Genomic DNA, 21,314 nt, shown 5'->3' on the forward strand with positions numbered 1-21,314 from the left:
TGAGTTTCTCAGATTTTATTTGTACCTTTGCCATGCCTTGTTACGATTTTCGCTTGTTTTCTAATTGCAACACACTACTGTCCCGTTAAGATTTTAGATCTCGAAATAAATCGAGTTGACCATCATCCTTTGGGACGTTAATAATAGGTTTGTTAAACAATTCAGGTATGGGTATCCTCTCAAACAACATAGTACCTATGGTCTGGGAAATCATATACAGAGATGGTTCCTCGATATGCATGTGCTTCTTGGCTATAGCCAGTAGCAGAAATGCACAGACTGCTATCCAGATTTGTGTATAGACAGCATTCTCTGAGGTTCCGTAAAACGACTTGATATGCAGATGTTGCTTTATCCATTTGAAGAAAAGTTCCACGTTCCATCGCTCTCTATAGAGTTCTGCGATGGTAAGAGCATCGTATCCCAAGTGGTTGGTGATGAAACGGTAGAGATTTCCCGTGGCAAAGTCTTCATAGACTACCATGCGAAATTCCTCTGGGTACTTCTGCTTGGAGTTTTCCTTAGTAAGTCTGACAATCTCATCACTGATAACACCTGTCTGCTTATCAACAGGCATGGACTTGACAATCTCATATTGCATGTTGTCCTTAGCTCTTGTTACAAAGAATGCGCCATTCTTGTGGATGATATTGAAGAGTCTGTTGAAGTCCACATACCCTTTGTCTATCAGATAGATAGCTCCCATCTCGACACAGATTTCATCCAAAGCGTTAACATCGTGAACCGAAGCTTTGGTCAAAAGCACGAATACTGGGAGATTGCCTCTCAAATCAAGCTGGGCATGCAGTTTAATGCCACCCTTCTTCTTTCTGAATTTTGCCCAAGGACAGAGTTTGAGACAGAGACTGATGGTACTGCTGTCGAACGCATAGACCATGTTGTCAATGTCAAGTCTGAAGCTATCCTTCGCATAGAGCGGACGCACCTTTTTGATAAGGACTTGCCCCAATTCCGCATAGATATGCCAATCTCTGAGCTCATTCGCCTTAGCCAAAGTATTGCGAGGGACGGCATAGCTAATACCGCAGTGATAGAGCTTATGTGTAACAGCCAACGCATTCAGGCTTGCCTCTATATCGCGCAGACTATTCTTATCAGCATATTGAGCCAGGCACATAACCAGCAACTGGTCATAACAGGTGAGGTTTCTCACCCTGTAATTGCCTCTGTACTTGGCAACAATATCATTGAATTCCCTACGAGGTATGAACTGCATAATCTGTGCGAATACGATCTTTCCGAAATTCATGTAACACGCTTCTTTGATAAAGACTGCAAAGTTAGTCAATTCAAATCGTGTACATGAAATATCGAGTCTAAATCATTCTATTTTAATAACTTATATTTAAATCGTCTCGTTTTAACGGGACACTAGTGATTGCAACACTAAGATAAGTGAAAAATCTGACACGGCAAAATCCTGGGCAACTTTTTGTTGCTCAGGAACTTATAAATTAATTTAAATCAAAGTGTTGCGGAATTAAGGCAATCGTTGTTGTCTCTGTTGCCAAAGCTCATCTATTTCCTGACGGTGCTCGTCCTCGTCCGAGTAGAGCCATTCGATGTAGTCGGCTCGCTGCGATGTGCGGTCATCCAGCCGGGAGAAGTCACGGAGAAGGACATACTTCTCCTCGATGGTTCTCAGCCTTGCGTTGTCGTTGGCGATGATGCACAAGGCACATAGGAATACTGCCGACAATGTACACATACAGATGTGGAGAAACTTGCGGAAGTGCCGGGAATGGCAGAGCCGCTTGATCACATACAAGAGGTATTGCTTCAAGAATGGAATGACCTCTGCCTTGTCCTTGGGCAATTGAGGAGGAACGCATTTGGGCTGTTGCGCTCCTGTTACCCTGTTGACAAAATCCGCTATCTTGGTCAAGGCATCCGAGTTCTTCTTGCTCTGTTCTCCAACCTTCTTCACGGTGTCCTCGCACTGGTGTACTAACCCCGGCCAATGCTTCTTGTGGGCATCTACAAGGGCGATACACTTGGCGAGTACTTCATCATATCTTTCGGTCAATGTCTGGAAGTATTCCTGTTGGGTTATCTCGCCTCTTGCCTTTGCCGCTTCTTCCTCTTCCTCAAACTTCCTCTGCCGTGCCTCCAAAAGCAGCCTCACCTCATTAGCCGCAGCCTTGCCAACAGCATCCTTCAATGAAGACGTGTCGTTGGCGGTAGGCTTGGCAAGGGTGTCTATCTTGCCCGAAAGGTTGTTGATTGCCTGAATACAATTGGACAGTTCAACCTGTATGTCTTCCAAAGACGTGCCAGGTTCATCCTTCAAGGGCGTCACTTTTCTGTTTGCCATACACTTATCTCCTCATTCCTCCGTTACGTTTCTTCTTGTTCTTCTCCTTGTCCTCGTCATTCCAACCACGGTCATTGCCTCCACCGCCACCTCCCGATGTGTGAGCAATGGATGGCTGGAGTATTACTTCTGCCACTGCTTCCGCTATATCGCTGCCGATAGACGAGCCATCGTTATCGGCACCGCCTGCCACTTCGTCAGACCCAACAGGTGAAGAAGCAGAAGCCTCGTGCTGCCACTCGTTGTAAGAGGTGCTGCCATGAAACAAGCCACTCGACTGACCGATTTCTGTTTGGACCTCGTCACGATTGGAAATGAGGGAAGAGAGGTGGACTTGGTTCTCAGGTATGCCCAGCGTCCTGTTCAACTGAATGAGAGACAGGCTGCGGTCTATCTTGCTCCCTGAAAGAGTGACCCCATGACTGTTGTCCGTAAAAGTGATGCCACAGATGCGACCGTCATCGCCTTGGACAAGGTTCATGGTGATGCCCCGAGCCGCCAGTGCTGTCCGAAGCGTTTGCCAGTCGTGGCAATGGCTGAGGACTGCGGAAATGGTGTCATACAACTGGTACTTCACCGCATCCCTGCCTTTGAGGTGGCTGCGCCTAACATCCCTCTTGCCCTTGCCGAAGGTAAGTCCGTACTCCCTCGTCAGAGCCTTGGTGACTGCTGCCGATGCACGGAAATTGCAGTCGCCCTTTATGGCATTGCCATCATTATCGACACGGTTGTAAACGATATGGACGTGACCATGCGGCTGGTCATGGTGACGGAATATCACGAACTGTGTGTTCACAATCCCACGTCTGCGGAGATATTCCCGTGCCACTTCCGCCATGAACTCGTTGGTGAGCCTGGGAGTGTCATCAGGGTGGAAACTCAGTGATATGTGTCCCACGAAATTCTTCAGTGATGGACGCATCCGAGCCTGTGCCTTGAAACTGGCAACAATAGTGACATTAGAAGTGGTGCTTACACCAGCAGACGCTATGATGACAGTGTTCTTGTGGGCTATGTCATTCGCATAGTTGACCAGCCCTCCGAATCCCCTGCCGGTGTTAATCTGTGCTATCATAAAAGTTGCTATAAAAAAGTATGTGCAGATAAATGCCCAAGTATGTGCAGATACTTGGCAAAGTAAGTGCACATAGTGGGACGAGTAAGTATATATCACTAAGAGTTGCTGAGCCGGACGAGAACATCGTCAATCCTCCCTGCCAGTTCCAAGACCCTCTTTTCAACAAAGGAGAAATGGTGGACGTGAGCCTCATGGGCGAGCTGGTTGAGGTTGTTCGCCATGCCCGACAGGGAGCGGAGGTTGGCGGCATCCTCCTTCGACATCGCTTCACGGACATAGCCGTTTACGGCAAGCTCATAGACGAGTGAGGACAGCGAGCATTGCCTGTTCTTGCTCCTTCGCAGCAGCTTCGTGTAGCTGCCTTGGTCGAAATACACCTTGACGGAATACTTCCGTTTCTCCCTCTCGTCAGACCTTGGGCGACCGCCCTTGTTCTTCTGCTTTCCGCTCTTGGGTGTTTGGGGATTATCCATATCTTTGACTGTCGTGTGTGGCACGGTCGGCTTCTCTGCCGTGGTTTTTCGGGACGTAAAACCTATACTTGCTCCCCAAACACTCCAAACTTTCTTCTCAGACGTGGCAATCAAAATTGCCGTGCTGCCGGAAAGGGAAAAGAGGGAAGACAGATAAGGGTGAACACCCCGAGAGGCAAGGCTGCGAAGCCGTACCGAGCCGTGGTTGATACAAATGGCTGCAAATCGCTATCTGTCGGCTGCTGCCGCATCTGTATGTGAGGAAAGTAACTTCTGGATGGCGGAAAGGGCGTATCGCTTCTTCCTGCCCATGCGTGAAGGCACGAGGTAGCCTTTCTTCTCCCATGACCAGAGTGTGGTCTCACAGACACCGCACATCTTGGAAACTTCATCCGTACTCAGCCAGGTCTCATCTTCGGGAGTCTGCTCCATCATGAGTGCCTTGGCTTCCATCGCTTTCTCAATTAGTCGGTCGGCAAAGAGAACAAGGTCGTCACTCGACACCTCGATTTTCATTTTGCCGCCTGCTTCTATCATGCTTAGTAGGTCCATAAATCTAAAAAAGTTATCCTGAAACAATCTTGTTCTGTAAAGGCGACAGGGGGGGGGGATGTGGCATCAATAATGGCAAATGTCCTGTCAGTCGAGCATCCCGATAAGTTCCCTTTTCATCTCGTCATCAATGGTGCGGTATCTGGCAAATGCCTGGCTGCCGTTGGTGTGCCCCGACATGGAGGAAATCAGACTTGGGTCTTTCACCTGCTTGTAGAGGTTGCCGATGAAGGTCTTGCGTGCCGTATGGGAGGTTGCCACTTCATAGAGCGGCTTCTGTACATTCTGCCTCGTCACCGGGTCGAGCACGCTGACAATCCTGTTGATGCCCACTGTCCGCAACACCTCACGGATGCCCTTGTTGTAGTCGCTCACATTGTAGTGTGGGAACAGCGACTTGGTGGGGACACCCCGGTATCGCTCATAGATGGTCATGGCGGTCTTGCTGAGTGGCACACGTATGGTTCTCGCATCGTGCTTCATCGTCTTGTGGGCGATATACTCCAGTACCCCGTCAATGACACTTCCGTTAGTCAGACGCATCAGGTCGCCGAAGCGGCAACCGATGAGACACTGAAAGACGAACATGTCACGGAACATTGCCAGATGAGGGCTGTCGGAAAAGTCGTGGCTCCATATCCTGTCACGCTCCTCGATGGTGAGGAAGAACGGAGTGCCGAAGATGGCTTTGGGTATCTCGAACACGTCAAAGGGGTTGTTCTTGGTGATGCCTTGGTGGATGCACCACCTTACAACTGTCCTTAGTCGGGTGAAGACCGTATGCAGCGTATTGTCCGAACGTTTCGTTCCTGCTGTCCACTTGTCCATGCCCAGATAGAGCTGTGGGTATTGGTGGTAGTATTCATTCTCATGGATGAGATAACGCTGGAAGGCTTCTAAATCATCCACGGTGAAATTGTCCACATTCATGGTGTAGTCCTTCTTCTTGCGGACGTTGCGCTGAAACCTCTCGAAACGCTCAATCTTACCCACCAGTCCCCTTACCGAAGTGGCTTGCCGCTTGTCGAAGTCCTTGTGCGAGATATATTCCTCCACCAACTTTGAAAGCCTCGTTTCTTGTACAGTAGCCTGTGTGAGCTTGTACGCATTCGGATGGTGGAAGCAGAAGATGGTCTTTTTCAGCCAGTCGCTCGTTGCGCCCTTGAAGTATTCCTGCGACACCATTCGGCACAGGTCGTGAACGGCATCATTCAGTGTTCTGCGTTCCTCGTCACGAACCATAGTCACGCGGCTCTTGTAGCCTTGCCTGTCCGCATCCCAATAGGCAGGATTGATGGAAAGTTCCGTTGCAGCCTTAATGTCGGTCTTGGTGTCATTGTCACGAACACGGATATAGATGGTTGCCTTCTTCTTGGCTGTGGCGGTCTGCCTTACAAATGCTGTTACGTTCATAGTCTGTATATATCTAATGATTATATATAAGGTGGTGAAATCACTCTTCCAACATGCCAATCAACTCACGCTTCATGGAGTCGTCGATGGTGCGGTAACGCTGGAATGCACGGCTCTGGGGCGAGTGTCCCGTGAGTGAGGAAACCAAAGCCTGGTCTTTCACCTTGGCATAGAGGTTGCCGATGAAAGTCTTGCGTGCCGTGTGGGAGGTCGCCACATCGCAGAGCATCCTCTGTTCGGGTTGTCTGGTCAGAGGATTGAGCACCGTGACCATACGGTGTATGCCAGCGAAGTCAAGCACGAACTTGATGTACATGTTGTACTGGGCCTCGCAGATGGCAGGGAACAGACGTGGCGAGACATGGCTGTATCTTGCCAGTATCTCCTTGGCAGTGTCGCTTAGAGGCACACGCACAAGCTCGGTGTTGCCGTTGTTCAGGTTCTTGCCAGGGATATACTCCAGCCATCCGCCAATGATGTTGCTGCGAGTCAGATTGAACAGGTCGCCCATCCTGCAACCGACAAAGCACTGGAAGACAAACATGTCCCTTACAAGAGAAGCATGATAGCTGCGTCCGTACTGGCACTGATAGACTTGGTTGCGCTCCTCGATAGTCAGATAGTAGGCATCGCCATAGACATGACCGTGGGTCTGCACCTGCCGGAAAGACACATCGTCCGAATAGCCCTTCTTGACACACCAGTTGAGAAATGCCTTCAACCGTAGTCCTCCGCTAAAAGAGGAGTTCTTGGAAGAGGGGCGCATGGTGGAGTGATACAGCTCGAATTTGGCGAAGAAGTCGGGATGCTTCACATAGAGGTCGTACTCCTCCGTCACATACTTCATATACTCCTCCAGCTGCTCCGCTCCGAAGGTAGAAACCTCATACCGGAAATCGGTATCACCTTCCATTTCCCTTTTCCATGCCTCCAACCGTTCAAGCCTTCTGAACACGGCACGGATTCCGCTTGCGTTTTTGGTCTTGTACTCGGTCATATACTGCTCGGCTCTGTCGAAGAAGCCGCTTCCCCATGGAGTAGTGTCCTCAGCCTCGGTATTCTCCTTGCTCTTTCGGTCAGGATGGAGGAAGTCATCAATGACGGCGGTCAGAACAGGGCAGGTCACATCCTTGTCAACATTCTTCTCTACATACGCAATCATTTCCTTCAACGTGTTGTTGAACTTCTCACGCACCTCCTTGGGCACTTTCTTCGTGTTCTTATAACCTGGGATTTTGCTGTCCCAATAGATGGGGTCGATGTGCATGGAGGTTGAAACCTTGACATCCTTATCCCTGCCAAACATCACTCTGATATACACGAGTGAGTTGCTTTTTCTCAATACTGCAATTACCTTCATATTTCTTCAATTTTATCTGTTTTTATTCAGTCTGTGGGTACAAAGTTAGCAATGTTCCGACAATTGTTCCCAGAGAAATCAAACTTATTGCAAACCTGTTTAAGAAGTTTAAGATTTGGATTATACTCGTAAATCCTTCATTTGTAGCGTGTTTTCTTTAGTTTGATATTCATTTTATCATACTTGATTTGAGTATGATTTAGCCAAAATGCGTTTTCCTCCGTCACTGTGGTAAGCGCGGTCGTTCCTGCCGAGTAGTCGCCGGCTGCGTTCTGTGCCATTGCTGCGGTGGTGCCGACAAGCAACATCAGGGCGAGCGTTTTCATGCGCTGTGAAGAGAAGAATCCCTTCACCTTCTTGTTAATCCTTTCAAACATTCTTTTTACCTTTTAATTTGTTACACTTTGAGTTATCTTATCTCGTATCACCTGTATCTCAAATCTGATAACCGAAGAAAGCGGGGAAGACGATGGTCGCTCCTATGAGGAACAGGCAGGCTCCCACCAGCATCATGATGTTCTTCTTCACTCCTTCTTCGCCCGTATTCATCTTTATATATATCTGCAAGGCGCTGACTATGACCACGATGCCCGCCACTGCATAGCACAGATAAACGATATAGAGCATCATCGTCACGGCATAGTCATGGGCACTCGCAAGTGCGTCCGCTCCCCAGCTGTAGTCCACGTTGCCACACTTAGCACTGGCCAGAGCTGGGGTTAAAGCGGCATATAATGATAGAAATGCACTTCTTGTTTTTGACATCATATCTCATTATTGAGTGATTCCACCTTGACCATGTCACGTCCATTGTGACGAAGACCGCGGGCGATGATGGTGTTGTTCAATTCTTCCGAATACATGGGGTCGGAATAGGTGGTATTCACTTCCTCCATCTTCTTCTCGATTGCGCTTTGTATCTTTTCAAGCACATGAGGCTTGCTCTCTTCCGCAGTGGCGGCTGCCTCCTCTGTAGGCTCTGCAAGCTGCTTCTCCTCGTAGGCTGTCTCATATTGGTTGTCGCCTACGCTGAAACCACCGTCGCTCTCGCTGACCGCTATCGACTCTTCCTCGTCGGTCATGTCACTGACATCAAACGACTCGCCCTGTGACTTCTCGTCCTTGGGCTTTCCGTACAGATCCTGCACGATGATGACCGTATAGTAGATGACATAGATTATGGTCACGACAATGGCGAATATTACAAATGACTTCATATTTTCAAGTTTGATTTTACTATGGTTTGGCTTATTGCCGATGCAAAGGAACTACCTTTTCTTCAATCTTAAACCGAAATGACTTTCCGCGGAGCCAAATCTTAACTCTAATTTTGATTACACTCGCAATCATACTCAAAAATCAAACTCGAAAGGCACAAAAAAAGCCCTTCCGATAGGGAAGAGCTTGTAAAGAGGGTGGATGAAAAAAATGTGGATGGCTATATGGTCAGGTACTTGCCATGGGAGAAGTCCTGATGTTCGTTAGAGAAAACATAGCCCAACTGGTTGGACAAGCATTGGGTGTTGCCTATCCTGGCATCGATGTTGGTGTGCGAATGTCCGTATATCCAATAGTCTATGCCGCTATCGGTGATATAGTCCTCCAACTCTACGGTGAACGCCACGTTTGCCTTGCTGCCTTGAAACTTTGGGTGGAGCATACGGAACGATGGTACATGATGGGTGACAACAATCTTATGGGCTGCTTGCGAATATGCCACTGCATCCTTGATAAAGGTGAGGCAACGTTCATGCTCAGCATTGAATTGGGCATGGGTCATCAGCTCACCTTTATATAATATACGGCGGAAGTCGCTTATCACTTGCTCGGTGAAGTAAGCGTCCTCCAAAGGAATCCTCGACCAAAGGGTGGAGAGGATGATGTCGGTGTCGCCAATCCTCGCAATACCGTTGTAGTGGCTGAATACATTGGGACGTACCTCCAAGAGATAGCCGTCGGGCAGTGTCGCCACATCATAATATTTGTAGAACTCATGGTTGCCCATGCAGCAATGCACCTCCTTGTAGTTCTCCGATGCCCAGTCCCAAAAGGGATGCTTGGAGTAGTTGTCATCGCCGAGATAGCCGATGTCGCCGGCAAGCAGCAGTATGTCGCCCGTCACCTCCAAGGGGTGGGCTTTCAGATACCGCCAATTGTCGGCAAACTCCAGATGCAGGTCGGATGCGTATTGTATCTTCATATTGGTCATGCTTCTATAAACAATTCATCCAGTTGATCTAACAGTCCGGTCACAAATGCCTCGTCTTGACCGAGTGACTTTGACAATGGTTCTGCGAGAGTTGACCAGTCGGCTCTGATGGAGGCGACAAACTCCCTTATACATGCCACTATTGAAGCAGGAGCCTCAATGTTGTCCTCAGTCATTATGACCACATTTTTCAGGATGTCCGAACGGTGCTTCTTGATGTCTTTGGTGTTCACATGCTTGCCGTCCCGCTTGTCTGCCATGAGATTTAGGTAGGCTCTTGCCTTCAGTGCTATCAAGGCAGCGGAATTGGCATGGCGTATGCCATCAGTCAGTTGGCTGTGTGCGATAGTAAAGTGATAGTAATCATCGTCCATGATGATGGCACTAAGACTCGACACATCTTCATCGGTCGGGATAGGTTCTATGACAAATCCCTTTGGCTCTCCAAGCACGTCGGGGTGGCGTGACAGCAGTTCTATCATCTCGGGATAGCCGTCTTTACCATCAAGGAAACGATACATTTCATACCTTGGTGGCTCACCAGCCTCCTGTTTCCTCTTTTCAGGTCGATAGCCAGCCTCCCGCACAAACTGCCAGAAGCGATTGGCGAAAGCCTCGGTCATGTTCTCTACGATGACTATCATGTCGATGTCGTGTGTGGCGCGTGGACGCACCACGGTATTGGTCATGGTGATGTCACAGGCTGCTCCGCCTATCACCACATAGTTTTCTGAGTATTCCGCAAATGCTTCACGGAACTTGACTAATCCTTCCATTTCTGTTCACTGATTATTCGTTCTACTTCTTTTTCTACTCTCGGATCATCATCATCTCTCAACGAAAGGACAAGGGAAAGGCGATCAACCCACTGGCTTTTGTCGCCCATTTTGCTGACAACAGGGTATTTCCATACCTCTATGATATAGTTGCCGTCATAGATGTTGGGATTCTCCATGACATCAGCCGACTTGACGGCACGATATTCCTTGCTTGTCATCATTATCATCTCTTCCCGGTCACGATTAAGCATGGAATAATGTGCCAGGGCATTGATGCCGCATACGGGGTATTCCGCATCCAAGCGTATGTCATCGCAAAAGATGCGGTTCTCCACAGGTGACAGCAAGACGTTCTGAGCCTTGTCCCACAGTTCCTTGCCCTTCAACTCGAAGTGTACCACCTTGCTGCGCTGTCCGTTCTGAATCTTTTGACACAGTCCTACATCTTCAAGACAGGTGACACCCAACGTGACGCTTTCGTAAGAATATGGAAGCAACGGTGCAATATCCCTTGGCGACATTCCTTCAATACTGCCCACCTGTAGGTGATAGAGTAGTATGTATTGCGCCACAGGGGTCAATACTTCGGCAATCTTCCTGTTGCTTGTCTTCTCCAATGCTATGATGCCTGGCAGATGGGCATATTCCTCGGACATGACAAAGAAGACTCCTTTGTCTGCCAGTCTGTGTCGCTCGTAGGTGGGTCCGGGCGCAAGGATAAACACCGCAGGCAGTCCCAGGGCTTCGGTCAACCGCTTGCCCGTGATGGCGCAAGTCCGTGGAGAGGGATTGCCCTTCTTGGGCTCAACGAACAGCAGGGGCGTGCCTTGGTATGTGCCATCATAGAAACGGTATGAGAGTTTCTCGCCAACCGTGATGCCTTTCAGGCTTTCCTTGGCACGAGGTTCCACCTCAAAGCGTCTGCCCAATATCCTTATTTCTTTTTTCAATTCCATTCTGCTACATTTTAATAATGTATTAAAACGATGCAAAAATAAGGATAATAATTGAGAATCAAGCATGTTTGGGCGAAAAAGTGCAGATTTGATATGTAATTTCAATGCATTTGAGCCATTTTTGCATCAAATGATGGTGTTTTCGTCTTTATAATGTCATTCAGATGCCGTTCGTTTCTTCCTCATCAGATAGTCGTTGACATCCTTGTAGTCGGCATATCTGAAGGACTCGTCCGTCACCCTGTACTCGAATACATTGCTGATGCTCTCAACCGTCTTGCGTCCTGCCTGGTCGTTGTCGAGGAAGCAATGGATGTGGGTGTAACGGTCAAGGTAATGCAATGCCTGTTTGAGGTTGGCGACTGAGTTCAGTATCATATAGTCGCAAGGGCTTTCAACGACAAACCATCGGTCTTGCTGTTTAACGAGGGTCATATAAGCAAGGAAGTCCATGAAGCCCTCAAAGACCAGACAACCGTTTTGCCACTCGTTGAACGTATGGGCAAGCAGGGTGATGTCCTTATGCCCGATGCAGCCCTTGAAATAGGGATTGCGCACCTCATGTCCTTCACTCAGATTGCCAAAGGCAATGCCATAGTAATGTTTTTGCTCAACCTTGTAGTGTATCTCCCTGCAATACATCCTGCCAATGGTGATGTCTATCCGTCGGCTACTGAAATAGGACAGCAGAGAATGGTTGCTCAGTGGGAGCAGCTTCACATCGTTCATCTTGGTTGTCGTGTATTCCTTGGCTGCGATAGCGGTCTCGATTGCCTTATCCACAGTGGCAATACTCTTGGACGCAAGGTAGGCAAGGGCATCGGAAACGGATTGTTTGTTATACATACGCTTTACCAGCTCCACAAGGTCACCGCCCTCCTTAATGGCGTAGTCGTACCACAGGTTCTCCTTCTTGCTGACCTTGAACGATGCGGTCTTCTCGTCCCTGAAGGGTGACAGATACCAGTAGGCATTGCCCTTCTTCTTTTTCAGCGTTACATTCTCCTTGTCTAAGAAGTCTATAATGCTCAGTTTCTTCGATTGTTCAATATTCATTGTACTTTCATTTGTTCGGTTTTACTTTGTCCATGGAAACAGTTTACTTTACCCTTTCTCCTATATAGGCACACCCGTAAACTAAACCATTTGCTAAACTACTTTTCCGCTTCCCAATTCAGCCTCCGATTTCGGTTTACTTTGGCCTTATTTCTTATATATAGGTACGGACGTAAACTAAACTGGTTTCTGAACTGTTTTTATTCCTCTTCATGGAACAGGTCAATCTCGGCAGGTGTATATCCGAAATAGTAATGATTATCCCGCTTCACTATGAGCTTTTGCTCGTTAATCAGGTATTTCAGCATTTTGATGATGACGCTTCTGCCACGCTTAAAGCCAATGTCTGCATAGGCTTGCGTTAATTCCTCCACCATGCGATCGAATCCTTTGATAGGTTTCTCCTTGAATGCAGCCGTCAGCGCCTCGTTATGCTGTTCGGATGTCAAGTCTTGGTAAGTAAACCTTGACGGTTGCTTGTCACCTTCTTCCTTCTCCGGCGTGTGCTCGACAATCTCTGGCAACCCTTCCTCATTGACTGTAAAGGCAAACGGCTTGAACTCCTTCTCACGGATGTGCATCGCCTTCACCTCGCTGATGTCGGGATTGGTGGTGCTCTTGGTGATGACAAGCACCGTCTCTGCCTTGTTGTTCATCTCCGTACCGATATGCCCGCGCACGTTATTGTCGCCCTTGTTCTGATGCAATACGCAATGGATGTGCAGGTCATACTTTGATGACCATTCCATCATCTTGTTGATGACCTCGACCGATTCTCCCGCATTGTTGATGTCGAGAAGCAGGTCTCTGATTCCGTCGATGATGACCAGTCCATAGCTTTGGTCTTGGGCAAGCGCATAGTCTATGACCTCTATCCTGACGGAGGGCGTGTACTCTCTCAGACAGATAAAGTCAAGGTTCTCGTTGTCGATGCTTGTAGGTAGACCAGCGAGCTTCAGGATGCGCTCCAGCACATTATGGCAGTGATAGCGGCTCTGCTCCGTATCTACATACAGTATCTTGCGTTTCCCCTCTGGCAGACTGGCGCGATAGTTCAGTACCTTGCCGTTGGCGAGGGAAGCGGCTACCAAGGCAGACACGTTGAAGGTCTTTTTCGCCTTTGCCTTACCAGTAGAAGCACTGAAGTTGCCCAATGTGGCTATGCTGGAATTATCAACCCATATAATCTGAGGAGGTGTTTTATAAGTATCTGTTGCCTTTATCAACGATTCGCTCAATATGCGATTGAGACGCTGTACTCCTTCCTCTTTTGAGTTAGGCTGTACATGTTTGTTATTTTCTTCCATTTTCATTCTTTCGGATTATCAATTTCTATTTTCGTTACCATTCCAATGACCTCTTGTTTGTTTTGGAGCAGCCACTTGTCGATTTCTTCTCTATTAAAATACAGCATTTTTCCCCTTGGCTTATAGTATGGAACTTCTTTTGCGGCTGTAAGTTTGTATAGCAGGCTTTCAGAAACACCAATATACTTACATGCTTCGTCAAACCCCAAGACGGTTTTGGTCTGCTTGACCATCTTCTCCAATTCCTCGATTCGCTCTATTAGTTTGTCAATAGGTCCCAAAGCCTCCAAACTGTCTTCTATTGCGACAATTCGCTCATAGAGTCTAAAATGTCTTTCATTCATGTGTCACGTACCTTAATTAAATTGTTTACAGACAGTAGCACGGTTATATTAGCCGTCTATTCTTTCTTTGTGTAGATAGTACATATTCCTCTGCTTCTCTTTGAATCTCGTTCTTCGATTTGCCCTTGGTTCCTTGAAGCCATTCATCTATCTCAGATTTGAGGAACATGATGCGTTTGCCTCTCTTGTGAAACGGTATTTCCCGATTGCTTGTCCAGCAATATATGGTATGCTCTACCGGATGTGTTGGGAGATAAGCACATAATTCAGCAACCGTAAACCATGTTTCTTCTTTTTCTGATTGAACAAGTTCATATATACCATCAATCTTGTCTTCTAATGATGACAGCTTTTTCAGTACCCCCGTTATAGCGTTGGGAATATCTTCAAATCTTATACTATTTTCTTCCATGCTAATTATTTTTTATGATTTTTGATGCAAAGTTATGGGGAGACTGTCACTAAATAGAAAAAGTAACGTGATAGTAAGGCAGTATCAACCAAACTATCACGTTTTTACTTTCATTTAGCAGAATTATTGTGATTTATTCCTCTCTTAATATCTGTTCGATGGATTTGCAGATGGCATATTGACTTGCTGTCATGGAAACGTTTCTTCTTATCCTTGAAAGAGAAGAGGAAAGACAACTTGAAGTTATGAATTTCTCTGTTCCATCCTTTTTGATACTGGTTAAGAAGCGACCTTCTCCCATGACATATTGCCAATTATTGTTTATCAAATGGTATTGAGCCATAGCGTCAAACAGTACGGCTACATTACGTACATTCTTTACACGGATAGATGCGTCCAAGTCGCACTTGAATAGGCGACACAACTCGCTACGCACATCACTGTTGTCGGCAAAATCAAATATGTCGTGACTTTGGACAAGTTCTACCAACAAATCCATCTGTCTGTCTGACAATTGGCATCCCAAAGTGAGGATGGACGATTTCTTTCGGGTAAGGATTGGCAGACCAGTACCCACATGTTGAAGAAACAACTCAATAAGTTCCTGCTTGGAATAATCTTCTTTTTTCTTGATTATTGACACACACTTAGAGTCTCTAAACAAAGTACCAATAATGCCAATTGCCATCTGTCGCGAGTTCTTACAACGTGCACAATCACAGTCAATATATTGGTGACTGCGCTCAAATAGTTCTATGAAGTACTCTGTCTTCATATGATTCTTTTCAGCTTGAAGATACCAACTTCTTGCGATCTCAAACAACTCATACAGTTCTCTGTAGAAGTCTTCTGTACACTCCACATGTTTGTGGACACGCTTGCTCTCTTCAAAAAGAGAGAAGCCAAAAAAGGCTGTCTTTTTTCATTTTTATCTGTTTATTGTTATAAATGTTTGGTTTCCACGAAAGGTTAAAGTGCCAAAACAATAGCATCATTACATAGAATGTTGAAAATGAAAGGCACTAAAAACCACCTGTACAATAAAGGACTTATTGATACAAGTGGTCTTCTATACTAAGTGCTTACAAATGATAATCACTATTCATCTATGTCCAACTTAAAAGCTTCTGTAGCTTCATCTTTCTTCTTGTCAATTACTTTTGCGTAGATTTGCGTGGTTTTTACATTGGTATGCCCTAACATTTTGCTTACGGTATATATGTCTGTACCGTTAGCCAATTGTAACGTTGCATAGGTGTGGCGGAAGCAATGAAAGGTGATGTGCTTGGTAATCCCTGATGCTTTTACCCACCGTTCCAAAGGCCTAGATATCCATGAAGGGTCAGGCAGTCCGGCAAACACCAACAGTTCTCCGTCTTTCTTGCGCTCACCGCAAAGCTTGTATGCCTGTGGCGATATAGGCATGTATTCAACGCCCTTAGTCTTCTGCTGAGTGAAATTGAGACGGTACCCACCATTGTATTCTTCAACCTCTGACCATTTAAGCTTTTGAATATCGCTATGTCGCATTCCTGTCAGTGCAGAGAACAAGGCTGCCCGTTTTAGTATATCATCACACGGAGTCTTTGCCAATATATTAAGTTCTTCCAGTGACAGATACTCTCTTCGAGCACTCTGAAACATGATATTTTTAGCCTTGGCAGCAATATCACAATTCAGATAGCCATCCACGAAAGCTTGTTTGAGTGCCGCCTTGAAGATAGAGAAGTACGTCGATGCCGTATTCCTTGAAATAGTTCCTTTCTTAGAACCACCCTGCGGTGCCTTTATCAAGAAGGAACGGAATGCCTCAATATACTTCATGTCAATCTGCGAGAACTGTATGTAGTCACACTTGGCAAACATTGACAACAGTGTGTGCAATCTGCGCCAGTTGACAACTATCGATTCTGACGCAGTTTCCTCTCTTTCTTTGATTAACTTCTCAATATACTCCAGAACATTGCATTTTGAGCGTTCGCTTTGTTCTGCCATTTCCATTTGCTGGTCAGTAAAGAGAGCCATGTTGTCGTACTCTTTTTGACGCAGGACTCGAACGCCATCCGCATAAAGGCAAGTTTCCATATCTTGCTTGGATTTACACTGAATAACGCCATTGTCATCTCGCTTGGGCTTGTACTTTATTCTACCAGCAACGGCTCGCTCGCTTCGTCGTTTATCCCATATAGGGGTAGTAATAGACCTCCTGAGATATTCACGCACTCGTTTGGGTTTGTCATTTCCCGTCTCATAAACAGGATAAGCTTCAAGATAGATGAACCACTCATCTCTCCACTCACTTTTCTTTAATTTGACGGAGACTTTAGTATAATCTAATCTTTTCATAATGGTTTTATATCTTTATAAAGTTTGTCTATTGATTCCTTGTGAGCATACACATAATTACCGATTTGCCGGGTCGGTATTGAGTATTTTCGTATATGAGCATACACGGTGCTGTCATCCAGATGAAATTTCTTGGAAATCTCACCTATTGTATAGCAATCCTCTGGTTCCATGCGGTACATGGTAACTGGTTTCCTTGGCTTGGTGTCAAGCGGAGACTGTCTTAACGGAAACAGATTCATTAGTTCTCCTTTGCATACAAGTCGTATTCCTTTCTCTGGCTCAATGAAGGAAATCTTTTTCATGTAGATGAGCCTATAAATGGTTGAGCGGCTTGCACCAAACATAGCATACGCTTCCGTTATGCTGATATACTCTTTAGACTTGGGCATATTGCTTACAATCTTGTCCAGTTCAAGTTGGCGTTTTTCTTCATCATGCTTACGCTTCCACGCCACCTTGGAGCATTTGGGTGAACAATACCAGGACTCCAAAGTCCTTGCGAAGAACTCTTCTCCGCACACAGGACATTTCCGTACTATCTTATACTTTGCTACTGCCATAATTCATTCATTTTGTAGTTCTTAATATCTATTCTTCTCATCATATCTACTTTTTCTTACAGGTACAAATAAGGTACAGATGTTTATAATAATAACGCAAAGATAGCAATATTATTGTGTACGGCCAAAAACAAGAAAAGCGTGTAACTCATTGAGCTACACGCTTTCCATTTGATATTGTATTCTTATTTCTCTATGTGCTTATTTCACATCTTCAAAGTCTGCGTCAGTCAGCGACATGACTGTAGGCTCGCCACTGCGCCAGATCTGCAAGTTTGCCCTGCCTCTGATATTGGGCTACATCCTTCAGCAGATGTATCTCGTCATCGATGCCGCCATCGTGGGCAGATGGATTGGCGTAGGTGCGCTGGCAGCTGTGGGAGCATCGTCGTCAATAATGTTTCTCGTTATGGGATTCTGCAACGGAGCATGTGCCGGATTTGCAATTCCCGTAGCACAGGCGTTCGGCGCTAAGGACTATCACAAGATGCGCGTCTACGTGGCTAATGCCGTCAGAATATCGGCTGTCATTGCAACAGTTGTGACGCTGCTGTCGCTTATGTTCTGCCACAGAATTCTGCAACTGGTCAACACTCCTTCCGACATCTTCCACGATGCCTACATATTCCTTATGTCGCAATTTGCCGCCATACCATTCACGTTCGGCTTCAATCTGTTCTCAGGTCAGATACGTGCGCTCGGCAATTCGCGCCAGCCATTCTATTTTCTCATCACATCTGCCGTTGTCAACATTCTGCTCGACGTGGTGCTTATACTCGGTTGCGGTATGGGTGTAGCCGGAGCGGGCGTCGCCACATGGTTGTCGCAAGCCCTTTCGGTAGTGTTGTGTATATGGTACATACGCAAGCACATGCAGCTGCTCATTCCTCATGGCGACGAACGACAGTTTGACAACAAGCGAACAAGTATTCTGCTCAACAACGGAGTACCTATGGGTCTGCAATTCTCCATCACCGGCATCGGCATCATTATGCTTCAGAGTGCCAACAACGCCCTCGGCACTACTTGCGTGGCAGCCTTTACTGCCTCAATGCGAATTAAATATCTCTTCACTTGTGTCTTCGAGAACATCGGTGTGGCTATGGCTACCTATTGCGGACAGAACCTTGGCGCTCGCCAAATGAGTCGTATCACCAAGGGAGTGAAGGATGCTATATGCCTGATGCTGGTCTACTTCGTCTTCACCTTCATCGTGATTTATCCCTTTGCCGACTGGATGATGCGCCTATTTGTAGACAGTGGTGAGGCTGAGGTAGTAAGCCGTGCTGCACAGTTCATGCGCATTGCCAACTACTTCTACCCTGCTCTCGGACTGCTAACCATACTGCGTTACTCCATTCAAGGACTCGGTTTCAGCAACCTTTCAATGCTTAGCGGTGTCATGGAAATGATTGCCCGCTGTGGTGTTAGCCTATGGCTCGTCCCCGCATTGGCTTGGACCGGTGTCTGCTTAGGCGACCCAGTAGCCTGGTGTATGGCAGACCTCTTCCTCATCCCCGCCTTCCTTTGGGTGCAACATAGACTGAAAAAACAAGCAATATAGCAATGAATGAAGTCTATACACTGCATATTTCAATGGAAATATGCAGTGTATAGACTGCATGTTTTAGTGAAAATAGGCTATCTGTTACCTTTTGCCCTATTATGTGTCTTACACAACATTTGACAATTACTTTCGTCTGTCGGTCCGCCATTGCTCCAAGCCTTTACATGGTCGGCATCCATCTCTGATAAATTCCATATTTTCTCTTTGTTTGCATCATGTCCAATGGCGCAAAGTGGACAATTACTGACACCTTTTTCCTTCGCATCCTTAGTTTGACGATCGTACACACGACGTTTGGTTATATCGTCAAACACTCTTACGTTCAACAGTTTTGTATCTTTGCAACCACCAAGCACATATTCAAATACATTCTTAGTATCCTTTACTCGGTCATCATTATAAAGTTCTGCAACCTTGTGCGAGACATCTACATGATCGTAGGGATTGTTATGGAAACGCTCGTATAGTTCGCCCCAATCCAACCCGCACATCTTTGGATACACATCATCGAAAGTCTGTTCTATCCACGATATCACATCATTGAAATACATACGCAGTTCGTTAATATTATCATCCATACGATGCTCCTGCATATATTCTTCAATATTATTGCGACTCACCCATTTGAGTGCTGTTTCCAATATTTCCTGTCTGTTCGCCGACCCATGTATATAACAGCCCCATTTCTGCAAACGTGAGTCTTCCTTGTTACTGAATTCCTTGCGCGCAGCCGTAACGAACGGACCTGAATATATGGCATTACGTGTTTCCTGGGCATTAATCTGTACACCACCCATGTTTATAATCTTGAACCATTCTTTTATCTCCGACTCAGTTCCTTCACATATATAGGCTATCAACTCTGTATTCTCTATCAACTGTCGTTTGTCTACAGGCAAAGGCTTAAACTTATATGGTTTTCCATTAAACATTACAGAAAACTTACCAATAAGATAACGTCCTATACTTGTTATACGCTGCTGTCCATCGAGCACTTCAAGTTGTCCATCGGCACGACGATTGAAATAAAGCAGACCAAGAGGATACTCTTTCAACAACGAGTCGATAACAGCAACCTCCTTTGCTCCATTCTTCTCACTATAGAGATAATTACGCTGATACTCAGGCTGAATAGTGAGTTTTCCAGCCAATCCGTAGAGTCCCTTGCCGTCAATCTGGCTAAAAGTGAACCCCTCGCAAAGTTCTTTGATTGTATATTTCTTTAATTCTACTTTCATTGTGATTAGTTTGTTGAGTATTGGGAATTTGTTACTTTTTCTTACGTATCAGGATTCGAGCATAACATTTTGAGTAATAAATGCCATCTACAATATAATACACATCCCCTTCTATAGGTCCATCCACCTCAATAGCAGCACCATCATTAAGTTTTGTTACAACAGACTTCTTGCCAGTCTTGCTGACTTGTATTTGCTTGGGATAGACTTTGTTTGCCATGCCAAACCAACTCTGTGTTATCCCGACAATTTCAAATTGTTCGGGGTAATATTTATCAAGGAATGTAATAGGCACACCCATTATATCATCGTAGTCTTTCGGAATAGCATCTGTATATGGCACCTCAATTGCTTCAAAGTTATCATATACACTGTATTGTTTGCCTTTAACCTCTTTATGCTTGCTGTATTTTATATTATCAGCCATAGTCATTAGTTCGAGTGGGTGATGGCGGCGTCCATGATCTATATTTGTATACCATCTAACGCCTTTAACACGTATATACTTCTTCCCATTCTCATCAATACGCCACCCCGCAGCTTTAAGCGGATATCCTTCAGGCACCTCAAACTCCCTATCGCCACTATGAATTGTACATCCCATCCAAACACTATTATTTTGAATTAAAGGAAATACTTCCTTGTAGGTAACACAATTTATGTTACCGATAATGATAAACTGCTTTTTAGCTTCAACTATCCAAGCTAAAAACACTCTGAACAAAGAAAACGGAGGATTTGTTATGATTATGTCGGCTTCATCTCTCAGTTTCTTTACTTCATCACTTCTAAAATCGCCATCACCTTCAAGATAATCCCACTGCAAATCATCAAGATCAATAACTCCATCGCCTGTAGTATCTTCTGTAAGCACAAAGATTTTTCCGTGGGTTTTTGTTTTGTCCTTGTCGAATTTCGGCGATTGCGTTTCAAATAGCGATAGTTGCGTACCACCTTTATACGTTTTGCTGTCAGGTGCATAACTTGTTGATATAAGTTTCTTCAAACCCAATTCCTCAAAGTTCTGCGCAAAATACTTTGTAAAGTTACTCCATTCAGGATCGTCACAAGGCAGCAACACGGTTTTTCCACGAAACACATCAGGGTTATAATCAAGATATGCCTCCATCTCGGCCTCAATGTCATAGAACTGAGTATAGAACTCGTCTTTCTTGGCAGCCTTTGCTTTTGATAATGTACTGTTTGCCATAAAAATTGATAGTTGTTATTAGTTGGCACCCAACTATCAATCCGGCTCATCCGATAAACCAGGGGGATTAAGCATATAGTTTTGTAAGTCTGAAAAGAAAGAATTTTATATCCGTT

General features: G+C 45.8%; 23 protein-coding genes. 1 reads left to right on the forward strand and 22 read right to left on the reverse strand.

Translation table 11 applies throughout. The annotated features are described in order from the left end of the window. Positions 1 to 85 precede the first annotated feature (85 nt). The 20 genes from I6E38_RS10845 to I6E38_RS10940 form a co-directional block, all read right to left on the reverse strand. Positions 86 to 1,270, reverse strand: a complete 1,185-nt coding sequence (locus I6E38_RS10845; protein WP_218455810.1) for an IS4 family transposase — start codon at positions 1,268 to 1,270, stop codon at positions 86 to 88. A 231-nt stretch (positions 1,271 to 1,501) separates the two neighbouring features. Next, positions 1,502 to 2,335, reverse strand: a complete 834-nt coding sequence (locus I6E38_RS10850) for a hypothetical protein (protein WP_235394021.1) — start codon at positions 2,333 to 2,335, stop codon at positions 1,502 to 1,504. Between the two features lie 4 nt (positions 2,336 to 2,339). Further along, positions 2,340 to 3,410, reverse strand: a complete 1,071-nt coding sequence (locus I6E38_RS10855; protein ID WP_235394022.1) for a relaxase/mobilization nuclease domain-containing protein — start codon at positions 3,408 to 3,410, stop codon at positions 2,340 to 2,342. 98 nt (positions 3,411 to 3,508) lie between these two features. Then, the gene (locus tag I6E38_RS10860; protein WP_235394023.1) at positions 3,509 to 3,886 is read right to left on the reverse strand and encodes a MobC family plasmid mobilization relaxosome protein; all 378 of its coding nucleotides are present in this window, start codon (positions 3,884 to 3,886) and stop codon (positions 3,509 to 3,511) included. 228 nt (positions 3,887 to 4,114) lie between these two features. After that, complete coding sequence (locus tag I6E38_RS10865) at positions 4,115 to 4,438, reverse strand: helix-turn-helix domain-containing protein (RefSeq protein WP_235394024.1); 324 nt, start codon at positions 4,436 to 4,438, stop codon at positions 4,115 to 4,117. A gap of 87 nt (positions 4,439 to 4,525) precedes the next feature. After that, the gene (locus tag I6E38_RS10870) at positions 4,526 to 5,851 is read right to left on the reverse strand and encodes a site-specific integrase (RefSeq protein ID WP_235394025.1); all 1,326 of its coding nucleotides are present in this window, start codon (positions 5,849 to 5,851) and stop codon (positions 4,526 to 4,528) included. A gap of 40 nt (positions 5,852 to 5,891) precedes the next feature. Then, positions 5,892 to 7,211: a site-specific integrase gene (locus I6E38_RS10875; RefSeq protein WP_235394026.1), complete on the reverse strand. Its 1,320-nt coding sequence runs from the start codon at positions 7,209 to 7,211 to the stop codon at positions 5,892 to 5,894. A gap of 137 nt (positions 7,212 to 7,348) precedes the next feature. Continuing rightward, a complete protein-coding gene (locus tag I6E38_RS10880; protein ID WP_475595050.1) occupies positions 7,349 to 7,588 on the reverse strand; it encodes a hypothetical protein in 240 nt (79 codons plus the stop codon). Positions 7,589 to 7,646: 58 nt separating this feature from the next. Next, positions 7,647 to 7,979: a DUF4134 domain-containing protein gene (locus tag I6E38_RS10885; RefSeq protein WP_005812854.1), complete on the reverse strand. Its 333-nt coding sequence runs from the start codon at positions 7,977 to 7,979 to the stop codon at positions 7,647 to 7,649. After that, positions 7,976 to 8,428 carry a hypothetical protein gene (locus I6E38_RS10890; protein ID WP_005812857.1) on the reverse strand — a complete coding sequence of 151 codons (453 nt, stop codon included), beginning with the start codon at positions 8,426 to 8,428 and terminating at the stop codon, positions 7,976 to 7,978. Before I6E38_RS10890 ends, I6E38_RS10885 begins: the two co-directional genes overlap by 4 nt. A gap of 221 nt (positions 8,429 to 8,649) precedes the next feature. After that, positions 8,650 to 9,420, reverse strand: coding sequence for a metallophosphoesterase (locus I6E38_RS10895; protein WP_007837351.1), 771 nt, complete (start codon positions 9,418 to 9,420; stop codon positions 8,650 to 8,652). Then, complete coding sequence (locus I6E38_RS10900) at positions 9,417 to 10,196, reverse strand: hypothetical protein (RefSeq protein WP_005812861.1); 780 nt, start codon at positions 10,194 to 10,196, stop codon at positions 9,417 to 9,419. Before I6E38_RS10900 ends, I6E38_RS10895 begins: the two co-directional genes overlap by 4 nt. Further along, a complete protein-coding gene (locus tag I6E38_RS10905) occupies positions 10,184 to 11,155 on the reverse strand; it encodes a hypothetical protein (RefSeq protein ID WP_005812863.1) in 972 nt (323 codons plus the stop codon). The genes I6E38_RS10900 and I6E38_RS10905 overlap by 13 nt, the downstream gene beginning before the upstream one ends. A gap of 156 nt (positions 11,156 to 11,311) precedes the next feature. After that, the gene (locus I6E38_RS10910; RefSeq protein WP_005812865.1) at positions 11,312 to 12,211 is read right to left on the reverse strand and encodes a toprim domain-containing protein; all 900 of its coding nucleotides are present in this window, start codon (positions 12,209 to 12,211) and stop codon (positions 11,312 to 11,314) included. Positions 12,212 to 12,411: 200 nt separating this feature from the next. Continuing rightward, positions 12,412 to 13,518 carry an AAA family ATPase gene (locus I6E38_RS10915; RefSeq protein ID WP_005812867.1) on the reverse strand — a complete coding sequence of 369 codons (1,107 nt, stop codon included), beginning with the start codon at positions 13,516 to 13,518 and terminating at the stop codon, positions 12,412 to 12,414. A 2-nt stretch (positions 13,519 to 13,520) separates the two neighbouring features. Continuing rightward, positions 13,521 to 13,862, reverse strand: a complete 342-nt coding sequence (locus I6E38_RS10920) for a helix-turn-helix transcriptional regulator (protein WP_235394027.1) — start codon at positions 13,860 to 13,862, stop codon at positions 13,521 to 13,523. A gap of 43 nt (positions 13,863 to 13,905) precedes the next feature. Further along, a complete protein-coding gene (locus I6E38_RS10925; RefSeq protein WP_004320284.1) occupies positions 13,906 to 14,274 on the reverse strand; it encodes a helix-turn-helix domain-containing protein in 369 nt (122 codons plus the stop codon). A gap of 133 nt (positions 14,275 to 14,407) precedes the next feature. After that, positions 14,408 to 15,049 carry a hypothetical protein gene (locus I6E38_RS10930; RefSeq protein ID WP_005812872.1) on the reverse strand — a complete coding sequence of 214 codons (642 nt, stop codon included), beginning with the start codon at positions 15,047 to 15,049 and terminating at the stop codon, positions 14,408 to 14,410. Between the two features lie 323 nt (positions 15,050 to 15,372). Then, positions 15,373 to 16,620, reverse strand: coding sequence for a site-specific integrase (locus I6E38_RS10935; protein WP_005812874.1), 1,248 nt, complete (start codon positions 16,618 to 16,620; stop codon positions 15,373 to 15,375). Then, the gene (locus I6E38_RS10940; RefSeq protein WP_005812876.1) at positions 16,617 to 17,183 is read right to left on the reverse strand and encodes a hypothetical protein; all 567 of its coding nucleotides are present in this window, start codon (positions 17,181 to 17,183) and stop codon (positions 16,617 to 16,619) included. The genes I6E38_RS10935 and I6E38_RS10940 overlap by 4 nt, the downstream gene beginning before the upstream one ends. 238 nt (positions 17,184 to 17,421) lie before the next feature. Here I6E38_RS10940 and I6E38_RS10945 point away from each other — a divergent pair, with 238 nt between their 5' ends. Further along, positions 17,422 to 18,747: an MATE family efflux transporter gene (locus tag I6E38_RS10945; RefSeq protein WP_235394028.1), complete on the forward strand. Its 1,326-nt coding sequence runs from the start codon at positions 17,422 to 17,424 to the stop codon at positions 18,745 to 18,747. A gap of 77 nt (positions 18,748 to 18,824) precedes the next feature. Here the strand turns inward: I6E38_RS10945 and I6E38_RS10950 are convergent, their stop codons facing one another. After that, on the reverse strand, positions 18,825 to 19,988 hold the full coding sequence (locus I6E38_RS10950; protein ID WP_235394029.1) for an HNH endonuclease family protein: 1,164 nt from the start codon (positions 19,986 to 19,988) through the stop codon (positions 18,825 to 18,827). A 31-nt stretch (positions 19,989 to 20,019) separates the two neighbouring features. Continuing rightward, positions 20,020 to 21,198: an adenine-specific methyltransferase EcoRI family protein gene (locus I6E38_RS10955; RefSeq protein ID WP_235394030.1), complete on the reverse strand. Its 1,179-nt coding sequence runs from the start codon at positions 21,196 to 21,198 to the stop codon at positions 20,020 to 20,022. Positions 21,199 to 21,314: the final 116 nt, after the last annotated feature.

Source organism: Leyella stercorea, assembly GCF_021531355.1.
Taxonomy (GTDB): domain Bacteria; phylum Bacteroidota; class Bacteroidia; order Bacteroidales; family Bacteroidaceae; genus Prevotella.

What these genes read in the sequence shown, in the direction of transcription:
- I6E38_RS10845 (WP_218455810.1), bottom strand. Translation starts at nt 1,270, where the DNA reads ATGAATTTCGGAAAGATCGTATTCGCACAGATTATGCAGTTCATACCT.
- I6E38_RS10850 (WP_235394021.1), bottom strand. Translation starts at nt 2,335, where the DNA reads ATGGCAAACAGAAAAGTGACGCCCTTGAAGGATGAACCTGGCACGTCT.
- I6E38_RS10855 (WP_235394022.1), bottom strand. Translation starts at nt 3,410, where the DNA reads ATGATAGCACAGATTAACACCGGCAGGGGATTCGGAGGGCTGGTCAAC.
- I6E38_RS10860 (WP_235394023.1), bottom strand. Translation starts at nt 3,886, where the DNA reads ATGGATAATCCCCAAACACCCAAGAGCGGAAAGCAGAAGAACAAGGGC.
- I6E38_RS10865 (WP_235394024.1), bottom strand. Translation starts at nt 4,438, where the DNA reads ATGGACCTACTAAGCATGATAGAAGCAGGCGGCAAAATGAAAATCGAG.
- I6E38_RS10870 (WP_235394025.1), bottom strand. Translation starts at nt 5,851, where the DNA reads ATGAACGTAACAGCATTTGTAAGGCAGACCGCCACAGCCAAGAAGAAG.
- I6E38_RS10875 (WP_235394026.1), bottom strand. Translation starts at nt 7,211, where the DNA reads ATGAAGGTAATTGCAGTATTGAGAAAAAGCAACTCACTCGTGTATATC.
- I6E38_RS10880 (WP_475595050.1), bottom strand. Translation starts at nt 7,588, where the DNA reads ATGTTTGAAAGGATTAACAAGAAGGTGAAGGGATTCTTCTCTTCACAG.
- I6E38_RS10885 (WP_005812854.1), bottom strand. Translation starts at nt 7,979, where the DNA reads ATGATGTCAAAAACAAGAAGTGCATTTCTATCATTATATGCCGCTTTA.
- I6E38_RS10890 (WP_005812857.1), bottom strand. Translation starts at nt 8,428, where the DNA reads ATGAAGTCATTTGTAATATTCGCCATTGTCGTGACCATAATCTATGTC.
- I6E38_RS10895 (WP_007837351.1), bottom strand. Translation starts at nt 9,420, where the DNA reads ATGACCAATATGAAGATACAATACGCATCCGACCTGCATCTGGAGTTT.
- I6E38_RS10900 (WP_005812861.1), bottom strand. Translation starts at nt 10,196, where the DNA reads ATGGAAGGATTAGTCAAGTTCCGTGAAGCATTTGCGGAATACTCAGAA.
- I6E38_RS10905 (WP_005812863.1), bottom strand. Translation starts at nt 11,155, where the DNA reads ATGGAATTGAAAAAAGAAATAAGGATATTGGGCAGACGCTTTGAGGTG.
- I6E38_RS10910 (WP_005812865.1), bottom strand. Translation starts at nt 12,211, where the DNA reads ATGAATATTGAACAATCGAAGAAACTGAGCATTATAGACTTCTTAGAC.
- I6E38_RS10915 (WP_005812867.1), bottom strand. Translation starts at nt 13,518, where the DNA reads ATGGAAGAAAATAACAAACATGTACAGCCTAACTCAAAAGAGGAAGGA.
- I6E38_RS10920 (WP_235394027.1), bottom strand. Translation starts at nt 13,862, where the DNA reads ATGAATGAAAGACATTTTAGACTCTATGAGCGAATTGTCGCAATAGAA.
- I6E38_RS10925 (WP_004320284.1), bottom strand. Translation starts at nt 14,274, where the DNA reads ATGGAAGAAAATAGTATAAGATTTGAAGATATTCCCAACGCTATAACG.
- I6E38_RS10930 (WP_005812872.1), bottom strand. Translation starts at nt 15,049, where the DNA reads ATGAAGACAGAGTACTTCATAGAACTATTTGAGCGCAGTCACCAATAT.
- I6E38_RS10935 (WP_005812874.1), bottom strand. Translation starts at nt 16,620, where the DNA reads ATGAAAAGATTAGATTATACTAAAGTCTCCGTCAAATTAAAGAAAAGT.
- I6E38_RS10940 (WP_005812876.1), bottom strand. Translation starts at nt 17,183, where the DNA reads ATGGCAGTAGCAAAGTATAAGATAGTACGGAAATGTCCTGTGTGCGGA.
- I6E38_RS10945 (WP_235394028.1), top strand. Translation starts at nt 17,422, where the DNA reads ATGACTGTAGGCTCGCCACTGCGCCAGATCTGCAAGTTTGCCCTGCCT.
- I6E38_RS10950 (WP_235394029.1), bottom strand. Translation starts at nt 19,988, where the DNA reads ATGAAAGTAGAATTAAAGAAATATACAATCAAAGAACTTTGCGAGGGG.
- I6E38_RS10955 (WP_235394030.1), bottom strand. Translation starts at nt 21,198, where the DNA reads ATGGCAAACAGTACATTATCAAAAGCAAAGGCTGCCAAGAAAGACGAG.